This window comes from Burkholderia sp. Bp9142 (assembly GCF_003853415.1).
GTDB lineage: Bacteria > Pseudomonadota > Gammaproteobacteria > Burkholderiales > Burkholderiaceae > Burkholderia.
The window spans coordinates 220262-240435 of record NZ_QTPP01000003.1; the positions used below are offsets into that span (position 1 = coordinate 220262).

At 69.1% G+C, this 20174-nt stretch carries 15 protein-coding genes; 8 read left to right on the forward strand and 7 right to left on the reverse strand.

The genetic code is table 11. The features are described from left to right. Nucleotides 1-19 precede the first annotated feature (19 nt). Entirely contained in the window at nucleotides 20-916 is an 897-nt protein-coding gene (locus DIE22_RS05310; RefSeq protein ID WP_124495326.1) for a M24 family metallopeptidase, read from the reverse strand. A gap of 613 nt (nucleotides 917-1529) precedes the next feature. On the opposite strand from DIE22_RS05310, the gene DIE22_RS05315 reads away from it, so the two are divergent. Then, nucleotides 1530-2807, forward strand: coding sequence for a haloacid dehalogenase-like hydrolase (locus tag DIE22_RS05315; protein ID WP_124495328.1), 1278 nt, complete (start codon nucleotides 1530-1532; stop codon nucleotides 2805-2807). Nucleotides 2808-2884: 77 nt separating this feature from the next. On the opposite strand, the gene DIE22_RS05320 is transcribed toward DIE22_RS05315, so the two are convergent. The 3 genes from DIE22_RS05320 to DIE22_RS05330 form a co-directional block, all read right to left on the reverse strand. Beyond that, nucleotides 2885-3658 (reverse strand): slipin family protein, encoded by a 774-nt coding sequence (locus tag DIE22_RS05320; protein ID WP_124495330.1) that lies wholly within the window; start codon nucleotides 3656-3658, stop codon nucleotides 2885-2887. Next, entirely contained in the window at nucleotides 3655-5211 is a 1557-nt protein-coding gene (locus DIE22_RS05325; RefSeq protein WP_124604666.1) for a nodulation protein NfeD, read from the reverse strand. Before DIE22_RS05325 ends, DIE22_RS05320 begins: the two co-directional genes overlap by 4 nt. 121 nt (nucleotides 5212-5332) lie before the next feature. Then, nucleotides 5333-6364 carry an AraC family transcriptional regulator gene (locus DIE22_RS05330; protein ID WP_124604667.1) on the reverse strand — a complete coding sequence of 344 codons (1032 nt, stop codon included), beginning with the start codon at nucleotides 6362-6364 and terminating at the stop codon, nucleotides 5333-5335. A gap of 137 nt (nucleotides 6365-6501) precedes the next feature. Between DIE22_RS05330 and DIE22_RS05335 the strand changes: the two genes are divergently transcribed. From DIE22_RS05335 to DIE22_RS05360, 6 genes are all read left to right on the forward strand, one after another. After that, a complete protein-coding gene (locus DIE22_RS05335; RefSeq protein WP_124495336.1) occupies nucleotides 6502-7635 on the forward strand; it encodes an acyl-CoA dehydrogenase family protein in 1134 nt (377 codons plus the stop codon). 195 nt (nucleotides 7636-7830) lie between these two features. Beyond that, the gene (locus DIE22_RS05340; protein WP_124604668.1) at nucleotides 7831-9537 is read left to right on the forward strand and encodes an AMP-binding protein; all 1707 of its coding nucleotides are present in this window, start codon (nucleotides 7831-7833) and stop codon (nucleotides 9535-9537) included. 109 nt (nucleotides 9538-9646) lie between these two features. Next, nucleotides 9647-11176 carry a CoA-acylating methylmalonate-semialdehyde dehydrogenase gene (locus tag DIE22_RS05345; protein WP_124604669.1) on the forward strand — a complete coding sequence of 510 codons (1530 nt, stop codon included), beginning with the start codon at nucleotides 9647-9649 and terminating at the stop codon, nucleotides 11174-11176. 18 nt (nucleotides 11177-11194) lie between these two features. Continuing rightward, nucleotides 11195-12097: a 3-hydroxyisobutyrate dehydrogenase gene (gene mmsB, locus DIE22_RS05350; RefSeq protein WP_124604670.1), complete on the forward strand. Its 903-nt coding sequence runs from the start codon at nucleotides 11195-11197 to the stop codon at nucleotides 12095-12097. Then, nucleotides 12094-12885 carry an enoyl-CoA hydratase gene (locus DIE22_RS05355; RefSeq protein ID WP_124604671.1) on the forward strand — a complete coding sequence of 264 codons (792 nt, stop codon included), beginning with the start codon at nucleotides 12094-12096 and terminating at the stop codon, nucleotides 12883-12885. Before mmsB ends, DIE22_RS05355 begins: the two co-directional genes overlap by 4 nt. Further along, complete coding sequence (locus tag DIE22_RS05360) at nucleotides 12882-14021, forward strand: enoyl-CoA hydratase/isomerase family protein (protein WP_124604672.1); 1140 nt, start codon at nucleotides 12882-12884, stop codon at nucleotides 14019-14021. The genes DIE22_RS05355 and DIE22_RS05360 overlap by 4 nt, the downstream gene beginning before the upstream one ends. 42 nt (nucleotides 14022-14063) lie before the next feature. On the opposite strand, the gene DIE22_RS05365 is transcribed toward DIE22_RS05360, so the two are convergent. Beyond that, nucleotides 14064-14999, reverse strand: a complete 936-nt coding sequence (locus DIE22_RS05365) for a LysR family transcriptional regulator (protein WP_124604673.1) — start codon at nucleotides 14997-14999, stop codon at nucleotides 14064-14066. A 177-nt stretch (nucleotides 15000-15176) separates the two neighbouring features. Here DIE22_RS05365 and DIE22_RS05370 point away from each other — a divergent pair, with 177 nt between their 5' ends. Next, nucleotides 15177-16715: an MFS transporter gene (locus DIE22_RS05370; RefSeq protein WP_124604674.1), complete on the forward strand. Its 1539-nt coding sequence runs from the start codon at nucleotides 15177-15179 to the stop codon at nucleotides 16713-16715. 42 nt (nucleotides 16716-16757) lie between these two features. On the opposite strand, the gene DIE22_RS05375 is transcribed toward DIE22_RS05370, so the two are convergent. Both DIE22_RS05375 and DIE22_RS05380 read right to left on the reverse strand, forming a co-directional pair. Next, nucleotides 16758-18137: an efflux transporter outer membrane subunit gene (locus DIE22_RS05375; protein ID WP_124604675.1), complete on the reverse strand. Its 1380-nt coding sequence runs from the start codon at nucleotides 18135-18137 to the stop codon at nucleotides 16758-16760. Between the two features lie 12 nt (nucleotides 18138-18149). Beyond that, entirely contained in the window at nucleotides 18150-20174 is a 2025-nt protein-coding gene (locus tag DIE22_RS05380) for a MacB family efflux pump subunit (RefSeq protein WP_124604676.1), read from the reverse strand.

Here is a 20174-nt window from a genome sequence, read left to right on the forward strand (position 1 = left end):
AAGGCGCGACGCGTGCGCGTCAGGCCGCGGCCGGCACGGTCGCGACGGCCTGCGCGCGTTCGGCCTGGCGGCGCTGCCAGCGGCGCACGTGCGGCAGGTCGTCGTCGAGCCAGTACGCGTCGTCGTCGGTGATCACCAGCAGTTCCTCGAATTTCGCGCCGACGCCGGCAAAGCCGAGATGCGGCTCGACGGCCCACAGGCCCGGCACGGGGGCATGTTCGGAGCGGCGGTCGATCGACCACAGCGGCGACCAGCCCTGCTGCTTTGCCGCGCGGCCCTGGTCGAGCAGCAGGTTGCGCGTCGCGTTCAGCCCGAAGCGCGCGACGAAGCGCGGCTTCGACAGCTTGTGGATCTTCGCGACGCGATGCGCGAGCACCTTGAACGGATAGGCCTTGTGGCGCGGCTCGACGCCCTGGCGGCGGCATAGTGCGTCGACTGCCTGCGCGACCTCGGCCATCGGGCGGCGCGCTTTCACGAGCCGCACGATCATGTCGCGATGGTCCATCAGGTCGTCCTGCAGCTGTTCGAGGATCGGGTTCTGGCCGAGGCAGTGCGCGTAGCCGACGTCCGCGACGATCCCGTTCAACACGGGCGCGACGTCGAGGATCACGGGCATGTCGGTTTCGAGCTGACGGTTGCCTGGGAAGAACGCGAGGTTGAAGCCGCCCATGTGCTTGAGGCCGGAGAAGCCCTCGAACGCGGTGCGGTCGCCGAACCACGCGAACGGCTTGTGCAGCCAGTCGTGCACGCCGTGGTCCTGCAGCCATTCGGTCAGCAGGCGCGTGGCTTCCTTCTCGGTGATGCCGGGGTAGAGCATCGCGCCGACGGTCTCGACGCAGCGATAGGCAAGCTGCTGGACCGCGCGGAATTGCGGCAGCTCGTCGAGGTGGACTTCCGGCAGCGGGTGGTCGGCCATGATGCGTCTCCAAATGTCGGCCGGCGTTGGCGCTTCAGCGCTTGTCGACCGGTGTGGGTGCTTCAGCACTGACTCCGGTCCCGCGCATGGCGCACGCCGGTCCTGTGCAAAGCGGGGGGCGCTGATCCGGAATGCATCCGCGGGTATTCCCGTCGCGAATTATTCAGCCAGCATTTAATGTGCCATTGATTAATGTAACGATGATAGCCGGTTCGGCGCGGCACGCCAGCCCCCGGGGGTGAGGATTTGTCCTAATGAAGGGCTGAAATGGAGGGGAGACTCTAGGTTTCCAGGGGGTGGGGCGGATGAACGCCGGCGTGCATGCGTGGGGATCGGGGGCGCCGGCCGGAAGGTGTCGCGAGCGGTGCCGGTGCCGGCGCCGGCCCGGATGGCCGCGCGTGCGGCCGCCTCGTGACGGCCCGGCATGTCGCGCCGGATCAACTCCCCGTCGCATCGCGGCGCGACGCTGTCAAATTGCCGAAATAATTTCGTCACATCATTCGCCCCCGGTTCGGAGCCGTCCCGGCTTCGCCGCGCCGATGAGCCGCCGGTGCGCGGTGTGCCGCGCGGGTAGCGACCGAAGCCGATTCGACATTTCCCACGGAGAGAGACCATGCAACGCCGCCTGTTCATGAATACCCTTGCCGCGGCGACCGCTGCGACGTCGCTGATGCTCAAGGCCGGCACGGCCAACGCGAAGCGTGCAACCGCGCCGGATGCGCTGGATCCGGGCCGCTGGTCGCCGTTCAACGCCGCGCGCCTGCAGGCCGTGCTTGACCAGCATGGCGTCGCGAGCGCGCGCTACGACGAAAAGCGCCGCCCGTACGCGGTGTTCGACTGGGACAACACGTGCATCATGAACGACTGCGAAGAGGCGCTGCTGATGTACCAGATCGATCATCTGCAGTACAAGCTGACGCCGGGCGAATTCGTCGACGTGATGTGGAAGGACGTGCCGAAGGGCGCCTTCATGAAGGACTACACGACGGTGGACGGCAAGCCGGTGACGATGGAAGACCTCGCCGCCGACGTCGAATCCGACTATCGCTGGCTCTACGCGAACTACAAGGGATTCGGCGGCGACAAGAGCCTCGACGAGATTCGCGAGACCGATCAGTTCAAGGATTTCCGCGCGAAGCTGTACTTCATGTACGACGCGATCTGCGACACGCATCCGCTCGAGATCGGCTACAAGTGGATCATCTACTTCTACCAGAACATGACGACCGCCGAGCTGCAGGCGATGGCGGAAGCGTCGAACAACCACGGCATCGGCGACGCGCTGCGCAAGGTCCGCTACGAAAGCCCGAAGACGCTGCCGGGCAAGGCCGGCGTGGTGGCCGACACGCATTTCCACGGCATTCGCATTCATGAGGAAATCCGCGCGGTGATGCACACGCTGCGCGCGAACGGCATCGACGTGTACGTGAGCACGGCGTCGCTCGACGACGTCGTGCGCGTGTTCGCCGGCAATCCGAACTACGGCTACGGCGTGCCGCCCGGGAACGTGATCGGCCTGCGCCTCGACATGCGGGACGGCAAGTACACGAGCACGTATCCGGCCGGCTGGCATTTCAACTGGGGGCCCGGCAAGACGGTGGGCATCCGCAACGTCCTCGAGTCGAAGAAGGGCTACGGCCCGCTGCTGGTGTTCGGCGACAGCGACGGCGACGCGTGGATGCTGCGCGACTTCAAGGACACCGCGGCCGGCGTGATCGTCAACCGGATGAAGAAGGGCGAGATCGGCGCGGACAGCAAGCTCGCGGCCGAGCAGATCGGCAAGCCGGACGCGCGCTTCCTGCTGCAGGGCCGCGACGAGCACACGGGCCTGATGATCCCGGACGAGAAGTCGATCAAGTACGGCAAGACCGATCGCAAGCTGCTGGCTTGACAGGCGCCGGCCGCCGGGCCGTTGCGGCCCGGCGTCCGGCGGGATGGCCGCGCCGCGCGGGCCGGAACACGAGCGTCTCAGCGCTCGCGCGGCGAGCCGAGCCGCTCCAGCAACGCCCCCAGCAGATCGATCGGCAGCGGAAACACGATCGTCGAGTTCTTGTCCGCCGCGATCGTCGTCAGCGTCTGCAGATAGCGCAACTGCATCGCCTGCGGCTGCAGCGCAAGCCGCTGCGCGGCCTGCAGCAGTTTCTCCGACGCCTGCAGTTCGCCTTCCGCGTGAATGACCTTCGCGCGCCGCTCGCGCTCGGCCTCGGCCTGCCGAGCGATCGCGCGCACCATCGTCTCGTTCAGGTCCACGTGCTTGATCTCGACCGTCGACACCTTGATGCCCCACGCGTCGGTCTGCGCGTCGAGCGTCTTCTGGATGTCGGCGTTCAACTGCTCGCGCTCGGCGAGCAGCGCATCGAGCTCGTGCTTGCCGAGCACCGAGCGCAGCGTCGTCTGCGAGAGCTGGCTCGTCGCGTCGAAGAAGCGCGCGACCTGGATCACGGCCTTCTCCGGATCGACGACGCGGAAATACACGACCGCATTCACCTTCACCGACACGTTGTCGCGCGTGATCACGTCCTGCGGCGGTACGTCGAACACGACGGTGCGCAGGTCGATCCGCACGACCTGCTGGACGATCGGGATGATCAGCACGAGCCCCGGCCCCTTCACCTTCCAGAACCGGCCGAGCATGAACACGACGCCGCGCTCGTACTCGCGGAAGATGCGGATCGATGACGCGACGAGCACCACGGCAAAGACGATCAGGACGCTGCTGAAGCCGAACGTGTAACCGATCATGAAGGTTCTCCTTGATGTTGTTCTTGCGCCGGCACGTCGTAGAGCGGGGCGACGGTGAGCAGCAGCCCGTGGCGGCCGGTGACGCGCACGCGGCAACCGGCGGCCAGCGGTGCGCTGCTGGCGACGCGCCACCGCTCGCCGTGCACGAGCGCCCAGCCGCCTGCCGACGGCGCGACGTCGGCGGCGCCAAGCGGCTGGTCAGGATGGAGGCCGTCGTCGAGCACTTCGCCGATGCTGCCGACCATCGCCTCGGCGCCCGTCACGACCGGGCGCCGCCGCGCGCGCAGCGCGACGCTCGACACGCCGGCGACGAGCAGCCCGCCGCCGAGCCCCAGGCTCGCGATCACCGGCCACGGAATCCCGTAGCCGGGCACGTCGGTGTCGATCAGCATCAGCGCACCGATCGTGAACGCGACGATCCCGCCGAAACCGAGCACGCCGAAGGTCGGCAGGAACGCCTCGGCCACCAGGCAGCCGAGACCGAGCAGCACGAGCGCGAGGCCCGCATAGCTGATCGGCAGCAGTTGCATCGCGAACAGCCCGATCAGCAGGCAGATGGTGCCGGCGACGCCCGGCAGCACGAAGCCGGGGTTCGCGAATTCGAAGAACAGCCCGTAGATGCCGATGGTCAGCAGGATCAGCGCGACGTTCGGATCGGCGATGATCGACAGGAAGCGGTTGCGCCAGTCGGGCGCGAGCACGACGAGCGGCGCATGCGCGGTCGCGAGGTGCAGCGTGCCGGCGGTCGTCGTCACGGTGCGGCCGTCGAGCTGGCGGGCGAGGTCGGCCGGGTCCTGCGCGATCAGGTCGACGACATGCTGCGCGCGCGCCTCGTTCGCCGACAGGCTCACGGCTTCGCGCACCGCGCGCTCGGCCCATTCGGCATTGCGTCCGCGCAACTGCGCGAGGCCGCGGATGTAGGCGGCGGCGTCCTGCATCGCCTTGCGGATCTCGGTCGACTGCGTGTCGTTCGGCAGCTCGGCGGGTGTCGAGGCGGCGCCGGAGGCACCCGATGCCCCGGCCGGCGACGGCCTCGTCGTGCCCGGCGTACCCGGTGTACCCGGCGCACCACCGATGCCGAACTGCACCGGCGACGCCGCGCCAAGATTGGTGCCGGGCGCCATCGCGGCGACGTGGCTCGCGTAGACGATGTAGGTGCCCGCGCTCGCGGCCCGTGCGCCGCCGGGCGCGACGAACGCGGCAACCGGCACCGGCGAGCCGAGGATCGCCCTGATGATCTGCCGCATCGACGTGTCGAGCCCGCCGGGCGTATCGAGCTGCAGGATCGCGAGCGGCGCGTGCTCGCGCGCCGCGCGCTCGAGCGAACGGACGATGAAGTCGGCGCTGGCCGGCCCGATCGCGCCGTTGACCGGAATCACGACGACCGGCGCCGCTGCGGCGGGCGCGGCGGCGGGCGGCGGGGCGGCAACCGCCGCGCATACGACGAGCAGCGCCGCAAACAGCGCGGCGCGCGCGACCCGCGCGGACAGCGGGTGACGGGGGCGGCCATCGGGCGATACGGCTGACGGCGGCCCATGACGATGAATGCGCATCGGGGCGTCCGGGCGGCGCGCAGCCGCACGCCGTCCGGCTCGCGGAAAGGGCGTTGGCCCGATGATTGAAGATTAGGCGGTTTCTGCGGAAAGCGCGAAGGCGGGGCCGCCGGCCGCGCACTCAGCCGCCGCCGCCCCGCGCGAGCGCTTCTTCCCGGTACTCGGCCGGGCTGCGCCCGCTCCATTTGCGAAACGCGCGGTAGAACGCGCTCGGTTCCGCGAAACCGGTGGCGGCCGCGACGTCGGCGATGGTCCGCGACGGATCGGCCAGCGCCTCGAACGCGAGGTCGCGCCGCAGCGTGTCCTTGATCGACTGGTATGCATGGCCTTCCTGGTGCAGCTTGCGGCGCAGCGTCGCCTCGGCCACGTGCAGCCGCGCGGCCATCCCGCCCGCACCGGGCCACGCGGCGGGCGGCATCCCGCGCAGCACCGTGCGCACGCGCTGCGCGAGCGCGTTCGGGTTGCGGTACTTGACGATGAAGCTGGCCGGCGCGTTGCGCAGGAACGTCTTCAGCGTCTTCGCGTTCTGCACGACCGGCAGCGTCGCGAATTCGGGATCGAAATCGACATACGAATCGGGCTGGTTGAACCGCATGTCGTCGCACAGCATCGACGGGTATTCGTGGTCGGCCGGCGGCGTGTCGCAGCGGAAGCTCGCGTGCAGCACCGGGATGCGCCGCCCGATCAGCCAGCAGGTGAGCCCGTACACGATGATGAAATAGGTCGCGTACGTAAACATCGCGGGCGCGGCGGCGCTGTTGCGGTGCACGAAGCGCAGCCGCACGCGCTGCGGGTTGGCGTCGAGCTCCGCGTGCAGGTCGTCGAGCACGCAGTGCATGAAATTCACCGCGCGCGCCATCGCGTGCAGCCCGTCCTGCGCGGACAGCGCGGCCTGGCTCATCGCGATGAAGCTGCCGCTGCGCATCGGGTGGCGATCCTGCCCGAAAAACTCGTCGTCGAGCGCGCGCGCGATCGCGTTCCACAACGCGCCGTATTGCTGCGCGGACACCCGCGCACGCGGCTGCACGAGCAGCGCGGGCGCGATGCCGGCCTGCGCGAGCAGCGGCTCGGCCGCGACGCCGCGCCGGGTGGCGAGCGCGACGCTGTAAGCGACGAGGCTGATCGCGACGGTGCCCTTGTCTTCCTGCTTCATCGAAGCCGCCGGTATGGCAAAAACGCTCAGTGTAAATGAGCGGCGCGAGCATCGAACAGTCGCGCGCGCTTGCCTACACTTGTTGCATCGAAACGGAAGGTCGGTCGCGGCACGCGGCCGCGGGAGACAGCAGCGCCATGGACGAGCTTTACACCGAAGACCAGCGGATGATCCGCGACGCCGCGCGCGCGTTTGCCACCGAGGTGCTGGCGCCGAACGCCGCGCAGTGGGACCACGACGCGCACCTGCCCGACGCCGTCGTCGCGCAGCTCGGCGAACTCGGCCTGCTCGGGATGATCGTGCCGCAGGAACTGGGCGGCGCGTATACGGATTACGTCGCCTACGCGCTGGCGATGGAGGAGATCGCGGCCGGCGACGCCGCGTGCGCAACGCTGATGAGCGTGCACAACTCGGTCGGCTGCGGGCCGATCCTCGGCTTCGGCACGCCCGCGCAGAAGGATCGCTGGCTCGCCGAGATGGCGGCGGGCCGCATCATCGGCGCGTTCTGCCTGACCGAGCCGCAGGCCGGCTCCGAAGCGAACAACCTGCGCACGCGGGCGGAGCTGCGCGACGGCAAGTGGGTGCTGAACGGCGCGAAGCAGTTCGTGACCAACGGCCAGCGCGCCGGTGTCGCGATCGTTTTTGCCATGACGGACCCGGAAGCCGGCAAGCGCGGCATTTCCGCGTTCCTGGTGCCGACCGACACGCCGGGCTTCATCGTCGGCAAGCCGGAGAAGAAGATGGGCATCCGCGCATCCGACACGTGTCCGATCACGTTCGAGAACTGCGCGATTCCGGAAGAAAACCTGCTCGGCAATCGCGGCGAAGGGCTGAAGATCGCGCTGTCGAACCTCGAAGGCGGCCGCATCGGCATCGCCGCGCAGGCGCTCGGCATCGCACGCGCCGCGTTCGACAAGGCGCGCCGCTACGCGGGCGAGCGCGTGCAGTTCGGCAAGCCGATCGCCGAGCACCAGGCGATCCAGCACAAGCTCGCCGACATGGCCACGCAGATCAACGCGGCGCGCCTGCTCGTGCATCACGCGGCGAAGCTGCGCACGGCCGGGCTGCCGTGCCTGTCGGAAGCGTCGCAGGCGAAGCTGTTCGCCTCCGAGATGGCCGAGCGCGTGTGCTCGGACGCGATCCAGATCCACGGCGGCTACGGCTACCTCGCCGATTACGAAGTCGAGCGTCATTACCGCGACGCGCGTATCACGCAGATCTACGAGGGCACCAGCGAAGTGCAGCGGATGGTGATCGCGCGACAGCTTTGAGTCGCGACGCGCGCTCCACCGGCCACCACGCAAACCGATAGACAGGCAGGCAAACAAACAGACAGGGCACGAGGGTATCGCGGCAAACGCGGCACGCAACGACGTGACCGTGCGCCGCGCAACACGGAACCGGGCATGCGCTGCAGCACATGCGCCGGCTGACCGCTGGGCATGGAGACTGGACGGAGACGACACATGACGGTACAGGCATTCCTGGACGCACGCGACTTTCTGCTGCGCCATCGCACCGACTACGAAACCGCTTACCGCGATTTCGAATGGCCGGTGCTCGATGCGTTCAACTGGGCGCTCGACTACTTCGATCCGATGGCGCGCGGCAACGACACGCCCGCGCTGTGGATCGTCGACGCGGCAACCGGTACGGGCGACCCGTATTCGTTCGCGCAGATGTCCGAGCGCTCGTCGCGGATCGCGAACTGGCTGCGCGGCATCGGTGTCGTGCGCGGCGACCGGATCCTGCTGATGCTGCCGAACCGTGTCGAGCTGTGGGACGCGATGCTCGCCGCGATGAAGCTCGGCGCGATCGTGCTGCCCGCGACCACGCAGCTGTCGGCCGACGACGTGCGCGACCGCGTGCGGATCGGCGGCGCCAAATACGCGATCGTCGACGAGAACGAAACCGCGAAGTTCGAACAGGCCGATCTCGGCCTCAAGCAGAAAATCGTCGCCGGCGCGCCGCGCGCGGGCTGGCTCGCGATGAACGACGGCTACGCGGCGAGCGCCGCGTTCGAGCCGGACGCCGTCACGCAGTCGAACGAGTCGATGCTGCTGTACTTCACGTCGGGCACGACGTCGAAGCCGAAGCTCGTCGAGCATACGCACCGCACCTATCCGGTCGGGCACCTGTCGACGATGTACTGGGTCGGCCTGCAGCCGGGCGACATCCACTGGAACATCAGCTCGCCGGGCTGGGCGAAGCATGCGTGGAGCTGCTTCTTCGCGCCGTGGAACGCGCAGGCGTGCGTGTTCGTATTCAACTACGCGCGCTTCGAGCCGAAGGCCGTGCTCGATGCGCTCGTCAAATACCAGGTGACCACGCTGTGCGCGCCGCCGACCGTGTGGCGCATGCTCGTGCAGCAGCCGCTCGCGTCGTTCGACGTGAAGCTGCGCGAGATCGTCGGCGCCGGCGAGCCGCTGAATCCCGAGATCATCGAGCGCGTGAAGAAGGCGTGGGGCATCACGATTCGCGACGGCTACGGCCAGACCGAGACGACCTGCCTGATCGGCAATACGCCGGGCCAGCCGGTCGTCGCGGGCTCGATGGGGCGGCCGCTGCCCGGCTACCGGATCGCGCTGCTCGACCCGGACGGCGCGCCCGTCAGCGAAGGCGAGGTCGCGCTGCCTATCGGCCCTGACGTGACGCGACCGGTCGGGCTGATGAACGGCTATGCGAACAATCCCGACGCGACGGCCCACGCGATGCGCGACGGCCATTACCGCACGTCGGACATCGCGATGTGCGGCGACGACGGCTACTACGTGTACATCGGCCGCGCGGACGACGTGTTCAAGTCGTCCGACTACCGGCTGAGCCCGTTCGAACTGGAAAGCGTGCTGATCGAGCATCCGGCGATCGCGGAAGCGGCCGTCGTGCCGAGCCCGGATCCGGTGCGGCTGTCGGTGCCGAAGACCTTCATCACGCTGCGCCAGGGCTACGAGGAAAGCCCGGCACTCGCGCTGGAGATCTTCCGCTTCTCGCGCGAGAAGCTCGCGCCGTACAAGCGCATTCGTCGCCTGCAATTCGCGGAGCTGCCGAAGACCATCTCGGGGAAGATCCGCCGCGTCGAGCTGCGCCGCCGCGAGATCGAGCGCGGCGACGATGCGACGACGCGGATGCCCGGCGAATACTGGGAAGAGGATTTCGCCGCCGACCTGAAATGACCTGCCGCGGGCCGTGCGCGCCGCATGCAGCGGCCGCTGCCCGTAAAACCGATTGAACCGGCCGCGCGTCGCATGACGCTACACGGCCCACTGCAAGGAGAGCACATCGATGAATGCGAATCCGACGCCCCAGACGGGGCAAGACGTGCCGACGGTCAAGCTGCTGATCGACGGCGCCTTCGTCGAGTCCGCCACGAGCGAGTGGCGCGACATCGTCAACCCGGCGACGCAGCAGGTACTTGCGCGCGTGCCATTCGCGACCGTCGCGGAAGTCGACGCGGCCGTGCAGGCCGCGCACGCCGCGTATGCGACGTGGAAGAACACGCCGGTCTCCGCGCGCATGCGCATCATGCTGAAGTTCCAGGATCTCGTGCGCGCGAACCAGCAGCGCATCGCGAAGACGCTGACGGCCGAGCAGGGCAAGACGCTGCCCGACGCCGAAGGCGACATCTTCCGCGGCCTCGAGGTGGTCGAGCATGCATGTTCGGTCGGCACGCTGCAGCTCGGTGAGTTCGCGGAGAACGTCGCGGGCGGCGTCGACACCTACACGCTGCGCCAGCCGCTCGGCGTGTGCGCGGGCATCACGCCATTCAATTTCCCCGCGATGATTCCGCTGTGGATGTTCCCGATGGCGATCGTGTGCGGCAACACGTTCGTGCTGAAGCCGTCCGAGCAGGACCCGATGTCGACGATGGAACTCGTCGAGCTCGCGGTCGAGGCCGGCGTGCCGAAGGGCGTGCTGAACGTCGTGCACGGCGGCAAGGAAGTCGTCGACGCGATCTGCACGCATCCGCTCGTGAAGGCGATCTCGTTCGTCGGATCGACGGCGGTCGGCACGCACGTGTACAACCTCGGCAGCCAGCACGGCAAGCGCGTGCAGTCGATGATGGGTGCGAAGAACCACGCGGTGGTGCTGCCCGATGCGAACCGCGAGCAGGCGATCAACGCGCTGGTCGGCGCGGGCTTCGGCGCGGCCGGCCAGCGCTGCATGGCGACCTCCGTCGCGGTGCTGGTCGGCAACGCGCGCGACTGGCTGCCGGACATCGTCGCGAAGGCGAAGGCGCTGAAGGTCAACGCGGGCTCGCAAGCGGGCACCGACGTCGGGCCGGTCGTGTCGCGCGGCGCGAAGGCGCGCATCCTGTCGCTGATCGACGCCGGTACCAAGGAAGGCGCGAAGCTCGAACTCGACGGCCGTGACGTGAAGGTCGCCGGTTTCGAGGAAGGCAACTTCATCGGGCCGACGATCTTCTCGGGCGTGAAGCCCGACATGACGGTCTATACGCATGAAATCTTCGGGCCGGTGCTGGTCGTGATGGAAGTCGACACGCTCGACGAAGCGATCGCGCTCGTCAACGCGAACCCGATGGGCAACGGCGTGGGCATCTTCACGCAAAGCGGCGCGGCCGCGCGCAAGTTCCAGAGCGAGATCGACGTCGGCCAGGTCGGCATCAACATCCCGATTCCGGTGCCGGTGCCGTTCTTCAGCTTCACCGGTTCGCGCGGCTCGAAGCTCGGCGATCTCGGCCCGTACGGCAAGCAGGTCGTGCAGTTCTACACGCAGACCAAGACGGTTACCGCGCGCTGGTTCGACGACGACACGACGGCCGGCCCTGTGAACACGACGATCCGGCTGCATTGAGCCGCGGAGGACACGACCATGAAGATCGGTTTTATCGGACTGGGCCACATGGGTGCGCCGATGGCGCTGAACCTGTTGAAGGCCGGCCATGAAGTGCATGCGTTCGACCTGAGCGCCGATGCATTGCGCGCGCTGCAGGACGCCGGCGCGCAGGTGGCCGCATCGCCGCGCGACGCGGCATCGGGCGCGGCGTTCGTGATCACGATGCTGCCGGCCGCGCCGCACGTGCGCTCGGTGCTCGCCGGCGAGAACGGTGTGCTGGCCGGCCTCGATGCCGGCGCGACCGTGATCGATTCGAGCACGATCGACCCGGCGAGCGCGCAGGCGTTCGGCGCGCTCGTGCGCGAGCACGGCGGCGCGTTCGTCGACGCGCCCGTGTCGGGCGGCACCGGCGGCGCGGCGGCCGGCACGCTGACCTTCATGGTCGGCGGCAGCGATGCCGATTTCGAGCGCGTGAAGCCCGTGCTCGCCGGCATGGGCAAGAACATCGTCCACTGCGGTGCGACGGGGATGGGGCAGGTCGCGAAGGTCTGCAACAACCTCGTGCTCGGCATCTCGATGGCGGCCGTGTCGGAAGCGATGTCGCTCGGCGTCGCGCTCGGCATCGACCCGAAGGTGCTGGCCGGCATCATGAACACGTCGACGGGCCGCTGCTGGAGCTCGGACACCTACAACCCGTATCCGGGCGTGATCGACACCGCGCCGTCGTCGCGCGGCTACAGCGGCGGCTTCGGCACCGACCTGATGCTGAAGGATCTCGGCCTCGCGAACGATGCCGCGAAGCAGGCGCGCCAGCCCGTCTATCTCGGCGCGCTCGCGCAGCAGCTGTACCAGGCGATGAGCAGCCGCGGCGACGGCCAGCTCGATTTCTCGGCGGTGATCCGCCTGTACCAACCGGCCACGAAGAAGGACGCCTCATGATCGAACTGGACTACGTCGACGACGGCGCGATCGCGTGCGCGACGCTCAAGCGTCCGCCCGCGAACGCCTTTACCGCCGACGGGCTGCAGCAGCTGCAGGAGACCGTCGCGGCACTGAATGCGAACCCGCGCGTGCGTGCGCTGGTGATCACCGGCGACGGCCCGAAGTTCTTCAGCGCGGGCGCCGACCTGAACACGTTCGCCGACGGCGACCGCGCGGTCGCACGCGCGATGGCCGCGCGTTTCGGCGCGGCGTTCGAGGCGCTGCATGACGCGCGCATCGTGACGATCGCGGCGATCAACGGCTATGCGATGGGCGGCGGCCTCGAATGCGCGCTCGCGTGCGACCTGCGGATCGCCGAGACGCACGCGCAGATGGCGCTGCCCGAGCCGTCGGTCGGCCTGCTGCCGTGCGGGCTCGGCACGCAGACGCTGCCCTGGCTCGTCGGCGAAGGCTGGGCGAAGAAGATCATCCTGGCCGGCACGCGCGTTGACGCGGCGACCGCGCTCAGGATAGGCCTCGTCGAGGACGTGGTCGAAAGCGGCGCGGCCCGCGATGCGGCGCTGGCGCTCGCGCGCAACGTCGCGCGGCAGAGCCCGCATGCGGTCGCCTACAGCAAGGAACTGATCGGCCTCGCGCGCCGCGGCGTGCCGCGCGGCGCGGCGCTCGCGGTCGAGCGCGAGCGCTTCGTCGACCTGTTCGACACGAACGATCCGCGCGAAGGCGTGGCCGCGTTTCTCGGCAAGCGCGCGCCGCAGTGGCACACCGATGGAGACGCGCAACGATGAGCACGCCGGTCACGACTCATGACAGCTTCGCGCAACCGGCACCGGAGGTGCTGTTCCGCGTGGTGAACCGCGTCGCGCTGATCACGCTGAACCGGCCGGCCGCGCTCAATGCGTTGTCGTATCCGATGATCGGCGAGCTGGCCGCGCGCCTCGAGCGTTGCCGCACCGACGACCAGATCGTCGCGGTCGTGCTGCGCGGCGCGGGCGAGAAGGGCTTCTGCGCGGGTGGCGACGTGCGCGCGCTGTACAGGATGGTCGCGCAGCGCGAGACCTGGCTGCCGTTCTTCGTCGACGAATACCGGCTCGATTACGCGATCCATACGTTCCCGAAGCCGGTGGTCGCGCTGATGGACGGCGTGACGATGGGCGGCGGGATGGGGCTCGCGCAAGGCGCGGCGCTGCGCGTCGCGACCGAGCGCAGCAAGATCGCGATGCCCGAGACGCGCATCGGCCTCGTGCCCGACGTCGGCGCGACGCATTTCCTGTCGCGCATGCCGATCGAGCTCGAGCTGTACGTGGGGCTGACGGGCGCGATGCTGTCCGGCGCCGACGCACTGAGCGCGAAGCTCGCGGACCTGTGCGTGCCGTCGTCGTGGCTCGATACGTTCGAGACGCGCATCGAGAGCGTCAAGTGGGACAGCGACGTGCTGCCCGCGCTGCGCAAGGTGTTCGAGCCGCCGTGCAACGTCGTGCCGCATGCGGCGCTCGACACGCAGATGGCGTGGATCGTCCGTCACTTCGACAAGCGCTCGACCGTCGAGCGGATCGTCGCGACGCTGAAGCAGGAGCTCGCGCGCGACGAGCTGTCGCGCGAGCACCGTCAATGGCTGCAGGCGACGCTCGATGCGCTTGCCGGCCATTCGCCGACGATGCTGTGCGTGACGCGCGAAGCGCTGCTGCGCGGCCGCCAGATGACGCTGGCCGAGTCGTTCCGGATGGAGCTCGGCATCGTGGCGCGCGCGATCGAGGAAGGCGACTTCCGCGAAGGCGTGCGCGCGCATCTCGTCGACAAGGATCGCAAGCCGCGCTGGGCGCCGGCGTCGCTCGTCGAACTGCGCGCCGAGCGCGTGCGGCATTTCCTGACGTCGCCGTGGAAGCTGTTCGCGCATCCGCTCGCCGATCTCGGCGCGGCTTGATCGCGGCGTGACGGCCCGGCGCGCCCGTGCGGCGCGTCGGTTTCACCCCGCTTTCTTTATGCTCGCGTGTTCCGGGCGCTCGATCATCGGCGGCACCGCCTGCACGAGCGCATCGATCACGCAGCGCGTCTTGCGCGGCAGGTAGCGCGTCTTCGGCCAGATTGCGTGGATGTCGCCTTCGCACACGAAGCAGCGGTCGAGCACGACGACCATCTCGCCGCGCTTCACGTAATGATCGAGCAGCCAGCTCGGCAGCCATGCGATCCCGAACCCCGATGCGCCGGCCGCCGCGATCGCCTGCACGTCGTCGAAGCTGAGCTGATGCGGCATGTCGACGCGCACCGTCGAGCCGTCCGGCGCGCGCAGGTCCCATGGTTGCGCGACGCCCGAGCGTGAATACGCGATCGTCCGGTGGTGCTTCAGGTCGTCGAGCGATTGCGGCATCCCGTAGCGCGCCAGATACGACGGTGCTGCGCCGAGGCTCCCGTATTGCGTGCCGAGCCGCCGCACCGCGAGGCTCGTGCTGTCCGCGAGCGGGCCGATCCGCACCGCGAGATCGATCCCTTCCTCGACCAGGTCGACGAACCGGTCGGTGATCGACACGTCGATCCGCAGGTGCGGATAGGTGCGCGCGAGATCGAGCACGATCGGCGTCACGCAGTGATGCCCGAACGCGAGCGGCACGCTCAGGCGCAGCTTGCCGCGTGCTTCGTTGCGGCCGCAATCGAGATCGGCTTCCGCCGCTTCGAGTTCCGACAGCGCGCGCACGCAGCGGTCGTAGTACGCCTGGCCGTCGTCGGTCAGGCTCTGGCTGCGGGTCGTGCGCTGCAGCAGCCGCGCGCCGAGCCGCTTCTCGAGCCGCGCGATCGCCTTGCCGACCGCCGAGCGCGTCATGTCGAGCCGTTCCGCGGCGAGCGCGAAGCTGCCGGATTCCACGACCTGGACGAAGGTCGTCACGCCGTCGAGTCTGTCGGTCATCGTGGGTTGTGCTGATTGCGTCCTGGGATTCCCCAGTCTGGAGAAATGGACGCGTCAATGGGGAGGAGGATTCTCACTATAGTACCGATTCCCGTCCAGCGTGCGTCGCCGGCCGCACGCGGCGAATCCTTCTCACCTGGAGGCGCGCGGCCCGTTGCGGGCCGTCGCGCAAGACGCATGACGCTATCCCACTCCCGCAGGAATGCGGTCGCGCTCGCGGCCGTCTGTCTCACGTCGCTGATGTTCGGCCTCGAGATCTCGAGTGTGCCGGTGATCCTGCCGACGCTCGAACACGTGCTGCACGGCGACTTCAACGGCATGCAGTGGATCATGAATGCGTACACGATCGCGTGCACGACGGTGCTGATGGCGGCCGGCACGCTCGCCGACCGGTTCGGCCGCAAGCGCGTGTACGTGATCGGCACCGTGCTGTTCGGCGCGACGTCGTTGCTGTGCGGGCTCGCGCCGGACGTGCCGGTGCTGGTCGCCGGCCGGCTGCTGCAGGGCGCGAGCGGCGGCGCGATGCTGATCTGCCAGATCGCCGTGCTGTCGCACCAGTTCCGCGAGGGGCGCGAGCGCGGCCGCGCGTTCGGGATCTGGGGCATCGTGTTCGGGATCGGTCTCGGCTTCGGGCCGATCGTCGGCGGCGCGATCGTCGCGCTGGCGAGCTGGCCGTGGGTGTTCCTCGTGCATGCGCCGCTCGCGGCCGTCGCGCTCGTGCTGATCGGCGGCGCGGTGCGGGAGTCGCGCGATCCGCATGCGGGCACGCTCGACGTCGCAGGCATCGTCACGCTGTCGCTCGCGGTGCTGGGTCTCGCGTTCACCATCACACAGGGTGCGGAGTCGGGGCTCACGAGCGCGGCCGGCATCGGCGTGCTCGGTGCGACCGTGCTCGCGCTGGCCGGCTTCCTCGTCGCGGAGCGCGCGAGCGCGCGGCCGATGTTCGACTTCTCCGTGTTCCGGATTCGCGCGTTCACGGGGGCGATCTTCGGCTCGATGGGGATGAACTTCAGCTTCTGGCCGTTCATGATCTACCTGCCGATCTGGTTCCAGGTCGCGCTCGGCTACGACAGCGTGAGCGCCGGCCTCGCGCTGCTCGCATACACGCTGCCGACGCTGGTCGCGCCGCCGTTCGGCGAGCGGCTCGCGCTGCGCTTCGGGCCCGGCGTCGTGATTCCGGGCGGGCTGTTCACGATCGCGGCCGGTTTCGCGCTGATGCGGATCGGCAGCAGCGTCGACCCCGCAAGCTGGCTCACGATGCTGCCCGGCTGCGTGATCGCCGGCATCGGGCTCGGGCTCACCAACACGCCGGTCACGAACACGACGACGGGCGCGGTGCCGGGCTCGCGGGCCGGGATGGCGTCGGGCATCGACATGAGCGCGCGGATGATCTCGCTCGCGCTGAACATCGCGGCGATGGGTTTCGTGCTGGTCGCGGGGATCGTCGCGAGCCTGAAGGCCGGCGTTGCGGGCGCGGTCGACGCGGGCGCGCTGCGCGCGCTGGCGCAGCAGGTCGCGTCGGGCCGCACCGATGGGCTGCAGGCGATCGCGCCGGCGCTCGCAAAGGCCGACCCGACCGGCGCTGTGTTACACGCGGCGCTCGTGCACGGGTTCGGCTGGGTGATGGTGTACGGCGCCGCCGGCGTGGCCGTGCTCGCGACCGCGAGCGCGGTGGCGTTCGCGCCGGCGCGGCGCAGGGCGGCGGTGTGCGAATGATGTGGCAGGGCGGGGCGCGCGGGCCCGCCTGCCCGCCTGCGGTCAGGACGTGCCGCCGCCCAGTGCGCGGTAGAGCGTCATCTGGTTGTTGAGCCGGTTCAGCCGCGTCAGTTCGTCAGCACTTTGCGCGTCGCGCAGCCGCTGCTGCTGGTCGAGCCACGGCTGCACGGCCGTCGCGCCAGCCGCGAATTGCGCGGCGGCCAGCCGTTCCGCGCGCTGAGCCTGCGTCAGCGACAACGCGCGCTGTTCGGCCTCGCGTTCGAGCTGCACGCGCGCCGACAGCGCGTTCTCGACTTCCGCGAGTGCGCTGTAGAGCCGCTGACGGAAACCGACGACGGCTTCCTCGTACTGCGTCTTCGATACCTTGATCTGCAGTTGCATCGTGTTCCACTGGATGAACGGCAGCGCGAGGCCGAGCCCGAGCGTGCCGACCGGGTTCGTGAGCACGCGCTCGAGGCTCGTGCTCGACGTGCCGGCGTTGCCGGTCAGCGTGAACGCCGGATAGAAGCTGGTGCGGGTCGCATCGACCTGAGCGAGCGATTCGCGCAGCCGGAACTCGGCCGCGCGCAGGTCCGGGCGGCGGCCGAGCAGGCTGGCGGGCAGGCCGGCCGCGACCTCGGGCGGTGCTGCGTCGGGCAGTGCCGACGGTTCGGCGGCCAGCTGTTGCGGCGGCCGGTCGAACAGGATCGCGAGCGCGTGACGATTCTCGGTGCGTTGCTGGATCAGCTGCGTCTGTGCCGCGCGTTGAGCCGCCACGCTCTGTTCGGCCTGCGCGAGGTCGAGCCCCGACACGGCGCCGGCCGCGTGGCGCGAGCGGACGATCGCGAGCGTACGCACCGCATACGCGATGTTCGCGTCGCCGAGTGCGATCAGCCGGTTCAGATAGCCGATCCGCCAGTACAGCGACGCCGTCGTGCCGATCAGCGACAGCCGTGCGGCTTCGAGATCGGCGGCGGTCGCATCCGCTTCCCAGCGCGCGGCGTCGCGCAGCGCGGCCAGCCGGCCCCACAGGTCGATTTCGTAGCTGAGCGAGCCGGTAACGCCGCTCGACCGGCTCATCCGGTGCGTATCGAGCGTGCGCGACACGGCGCCGTTCGCACCGAGCGAAACGGCGGGCGTCAGGTTCGTGTCGGCGAGCCCGGCCTGCAGTTGCGCGCGGTACACGCGAATCGCCGCGATCGCGAGATCGTTGTTCGCGCGCAGCGCGTCGTCGATCAGCGCGTCGAGTTGCGGATCGCCGAAGCTGCGCCACCAGTCGCGCGTCGCGGCCGGCGAGCCGGCGGACACCGGCGCCGCCCAGTTCGCGGGCATGGCGGCCACAGGCAGCGGTGCGTGGCGCGCCCCCGTGCAGCCGGCCAGCAGCGCGGCCGCGCACGCGCACGCGAAGGCGCCGAGGCGGTGAAGCGATGCGGATTGCGTCATGGCCGGGCTCCGTCAGTCGCGTGCGAGCGCATCGATCGGATCCAGCCGCGATGCGTTGCGTGCCGGCATGAAGCCGAAGATCACGCCGGTAAGCGTCGAGCAGACGAACGCGGTGATGATCGCGCCGGCGGAAAACACCATCTTCCACTGCGCGACGAACATCGAGAACACGGCACCGAGCCCGAACGACAGCGCGATCCCGATCGTGCCGCCGAGCAGGCAGACGAGCACGGCCTCGACGAGGAACTGCTGCAGGATGTCGGACTGCCGTGCGCCGACCGCCATCCGGATGCCGATCTCGCGCGTGCGCTCGGTGACCGACACCAGCATGATGTTCATCACGCCGATCCCGCCGACGACGAGCGAGATCACCGCGATCAGCGACAGCAGCAGCGTCAGCGACTGACCGGTCTTCTCGACGGTCTTGACCACGCTGTCCATGTTGTACGTGAAGAAGTCCTTGCGGCCGTGGCGCCGGATCATCAGTTTCTCGATGCTCTTCTCGGCGGCGGCGCTCGGCTGCCCGTCGCGCACGCGCACGGTGATGCTGTCCAGGTGGCGCTGGCCGAACAGCCGGCCGCTCGCGGTGGTATACGGCACCCACACGTTCAGGCTTTTCACGCTGCCGAACGCGCTCTTCTTGTCGGCCGTGACGCCGATCACGACGCACGGCACGTTGTCGACCAGGATCACTTCGCCGATCGCCTTGCCTGTCGCGCCGAACAGCTTGCGGCGCGTGTTCGGGTCGATCACGGCGACCTGCGCCTGACGGCGTACCGCTTCGTCGTCGAATGCGATGCCGCGCGCGAATTGCATCCCGCGCGCCTGGAAGAAGCGGGCGCCGACCCCGCTCACGAGCGCGTTCACGTCGATGTTGCGGTAGCGCAGCAGCAGCGTGCGCGACGTTTCGGGCGTCGCGCTGTCGACGTACGGCTGCTCGGCGAGCGCGGCGACATCGGCGGGCACGAGCGTCTGGATCGAGTCGGCGCGGCTGTCACCCCAGTCGGTGCCCGGATAGAGGTTGATCGTGTTCGTGCCGATGCTGCCGATTTCGTCGAGCATGTAGCGCTTCGCGCCTTCGCCGATCGCGACGATCGACACGACCGACGTGATGCCGATGATGATGCCGAGCATCGTCAGCAGCGTGCGCAACCGGTGCGACACGAGTGCGATCCACGCCATTCGGCAGGCTTCGGCGAAGTGGCCGGTGCCGGCCGTGAAGCGCCGGGCGCGGGTGTCTTGCGCGGCGGGCGGTGTCGTGTCGTCGCGGTCGTGCGCGGATGGCGCGCCCGTCGTCGCGTCTGCGTGTGTCGCGCCGAGCCCCGCTTCGGCGAGCGCTTCCGCGTAATGGCGATTCGGCTGGTCGGCGACGATCTCGCCATCGCTGATCTCGATGATGCGCCGTGCATGACGCGCGACGGCCTTGTCGTGCGTGACGATCACGATCGTATGGCCGAGCGCGTTCAGCTCGTGCAGGATGCGCAGCACGTCCTGGCCGCTCTTCGTATCGAGCGCGCCCGTCGGTTCGTCGGCGAGGATCACCTGGCCGCCGTTCATCAGCGCACGCGCAATGCTGACGCGCTGCTGCTGGCCGCCCGACAACTGGCCGGGCCGGTGATGCATGCGATCGGCGAGCCCGAGGCGCGCGAGCAGTTCGCGCGCCCGCTTGTGCCGTTCGGTGCGCGCGGTGCCCGCGTAGATCGCAGGCATCTCGAGATTCGCGACCGCGTCCACGTGCGGCAGCAGGTGGTAGCGCTGGAACACGAAGCCGAAATGCTCGCGGCGCAGCTGCGCGAGCTCGTCGCTGTCGAGCATGTGCGTGTCGCGGCCGCCGACCGTGTAGGTCCCTGCGCTCGGATGGTCGAGACAGCCGAGGATGTTCATCAGCGTCGACTTGCCCGAGCCCGACGCGCCGACGATCGCGACGATCTCGCCCGCGTCGATCGACAGGTTCACGTTGTTCAGCACGACGACGTCCTTGTCGCCGGCCGGGAAGCGCCGCGTGACGGCGGCGAGTTTCAGCAGGGGGGCGCTCAT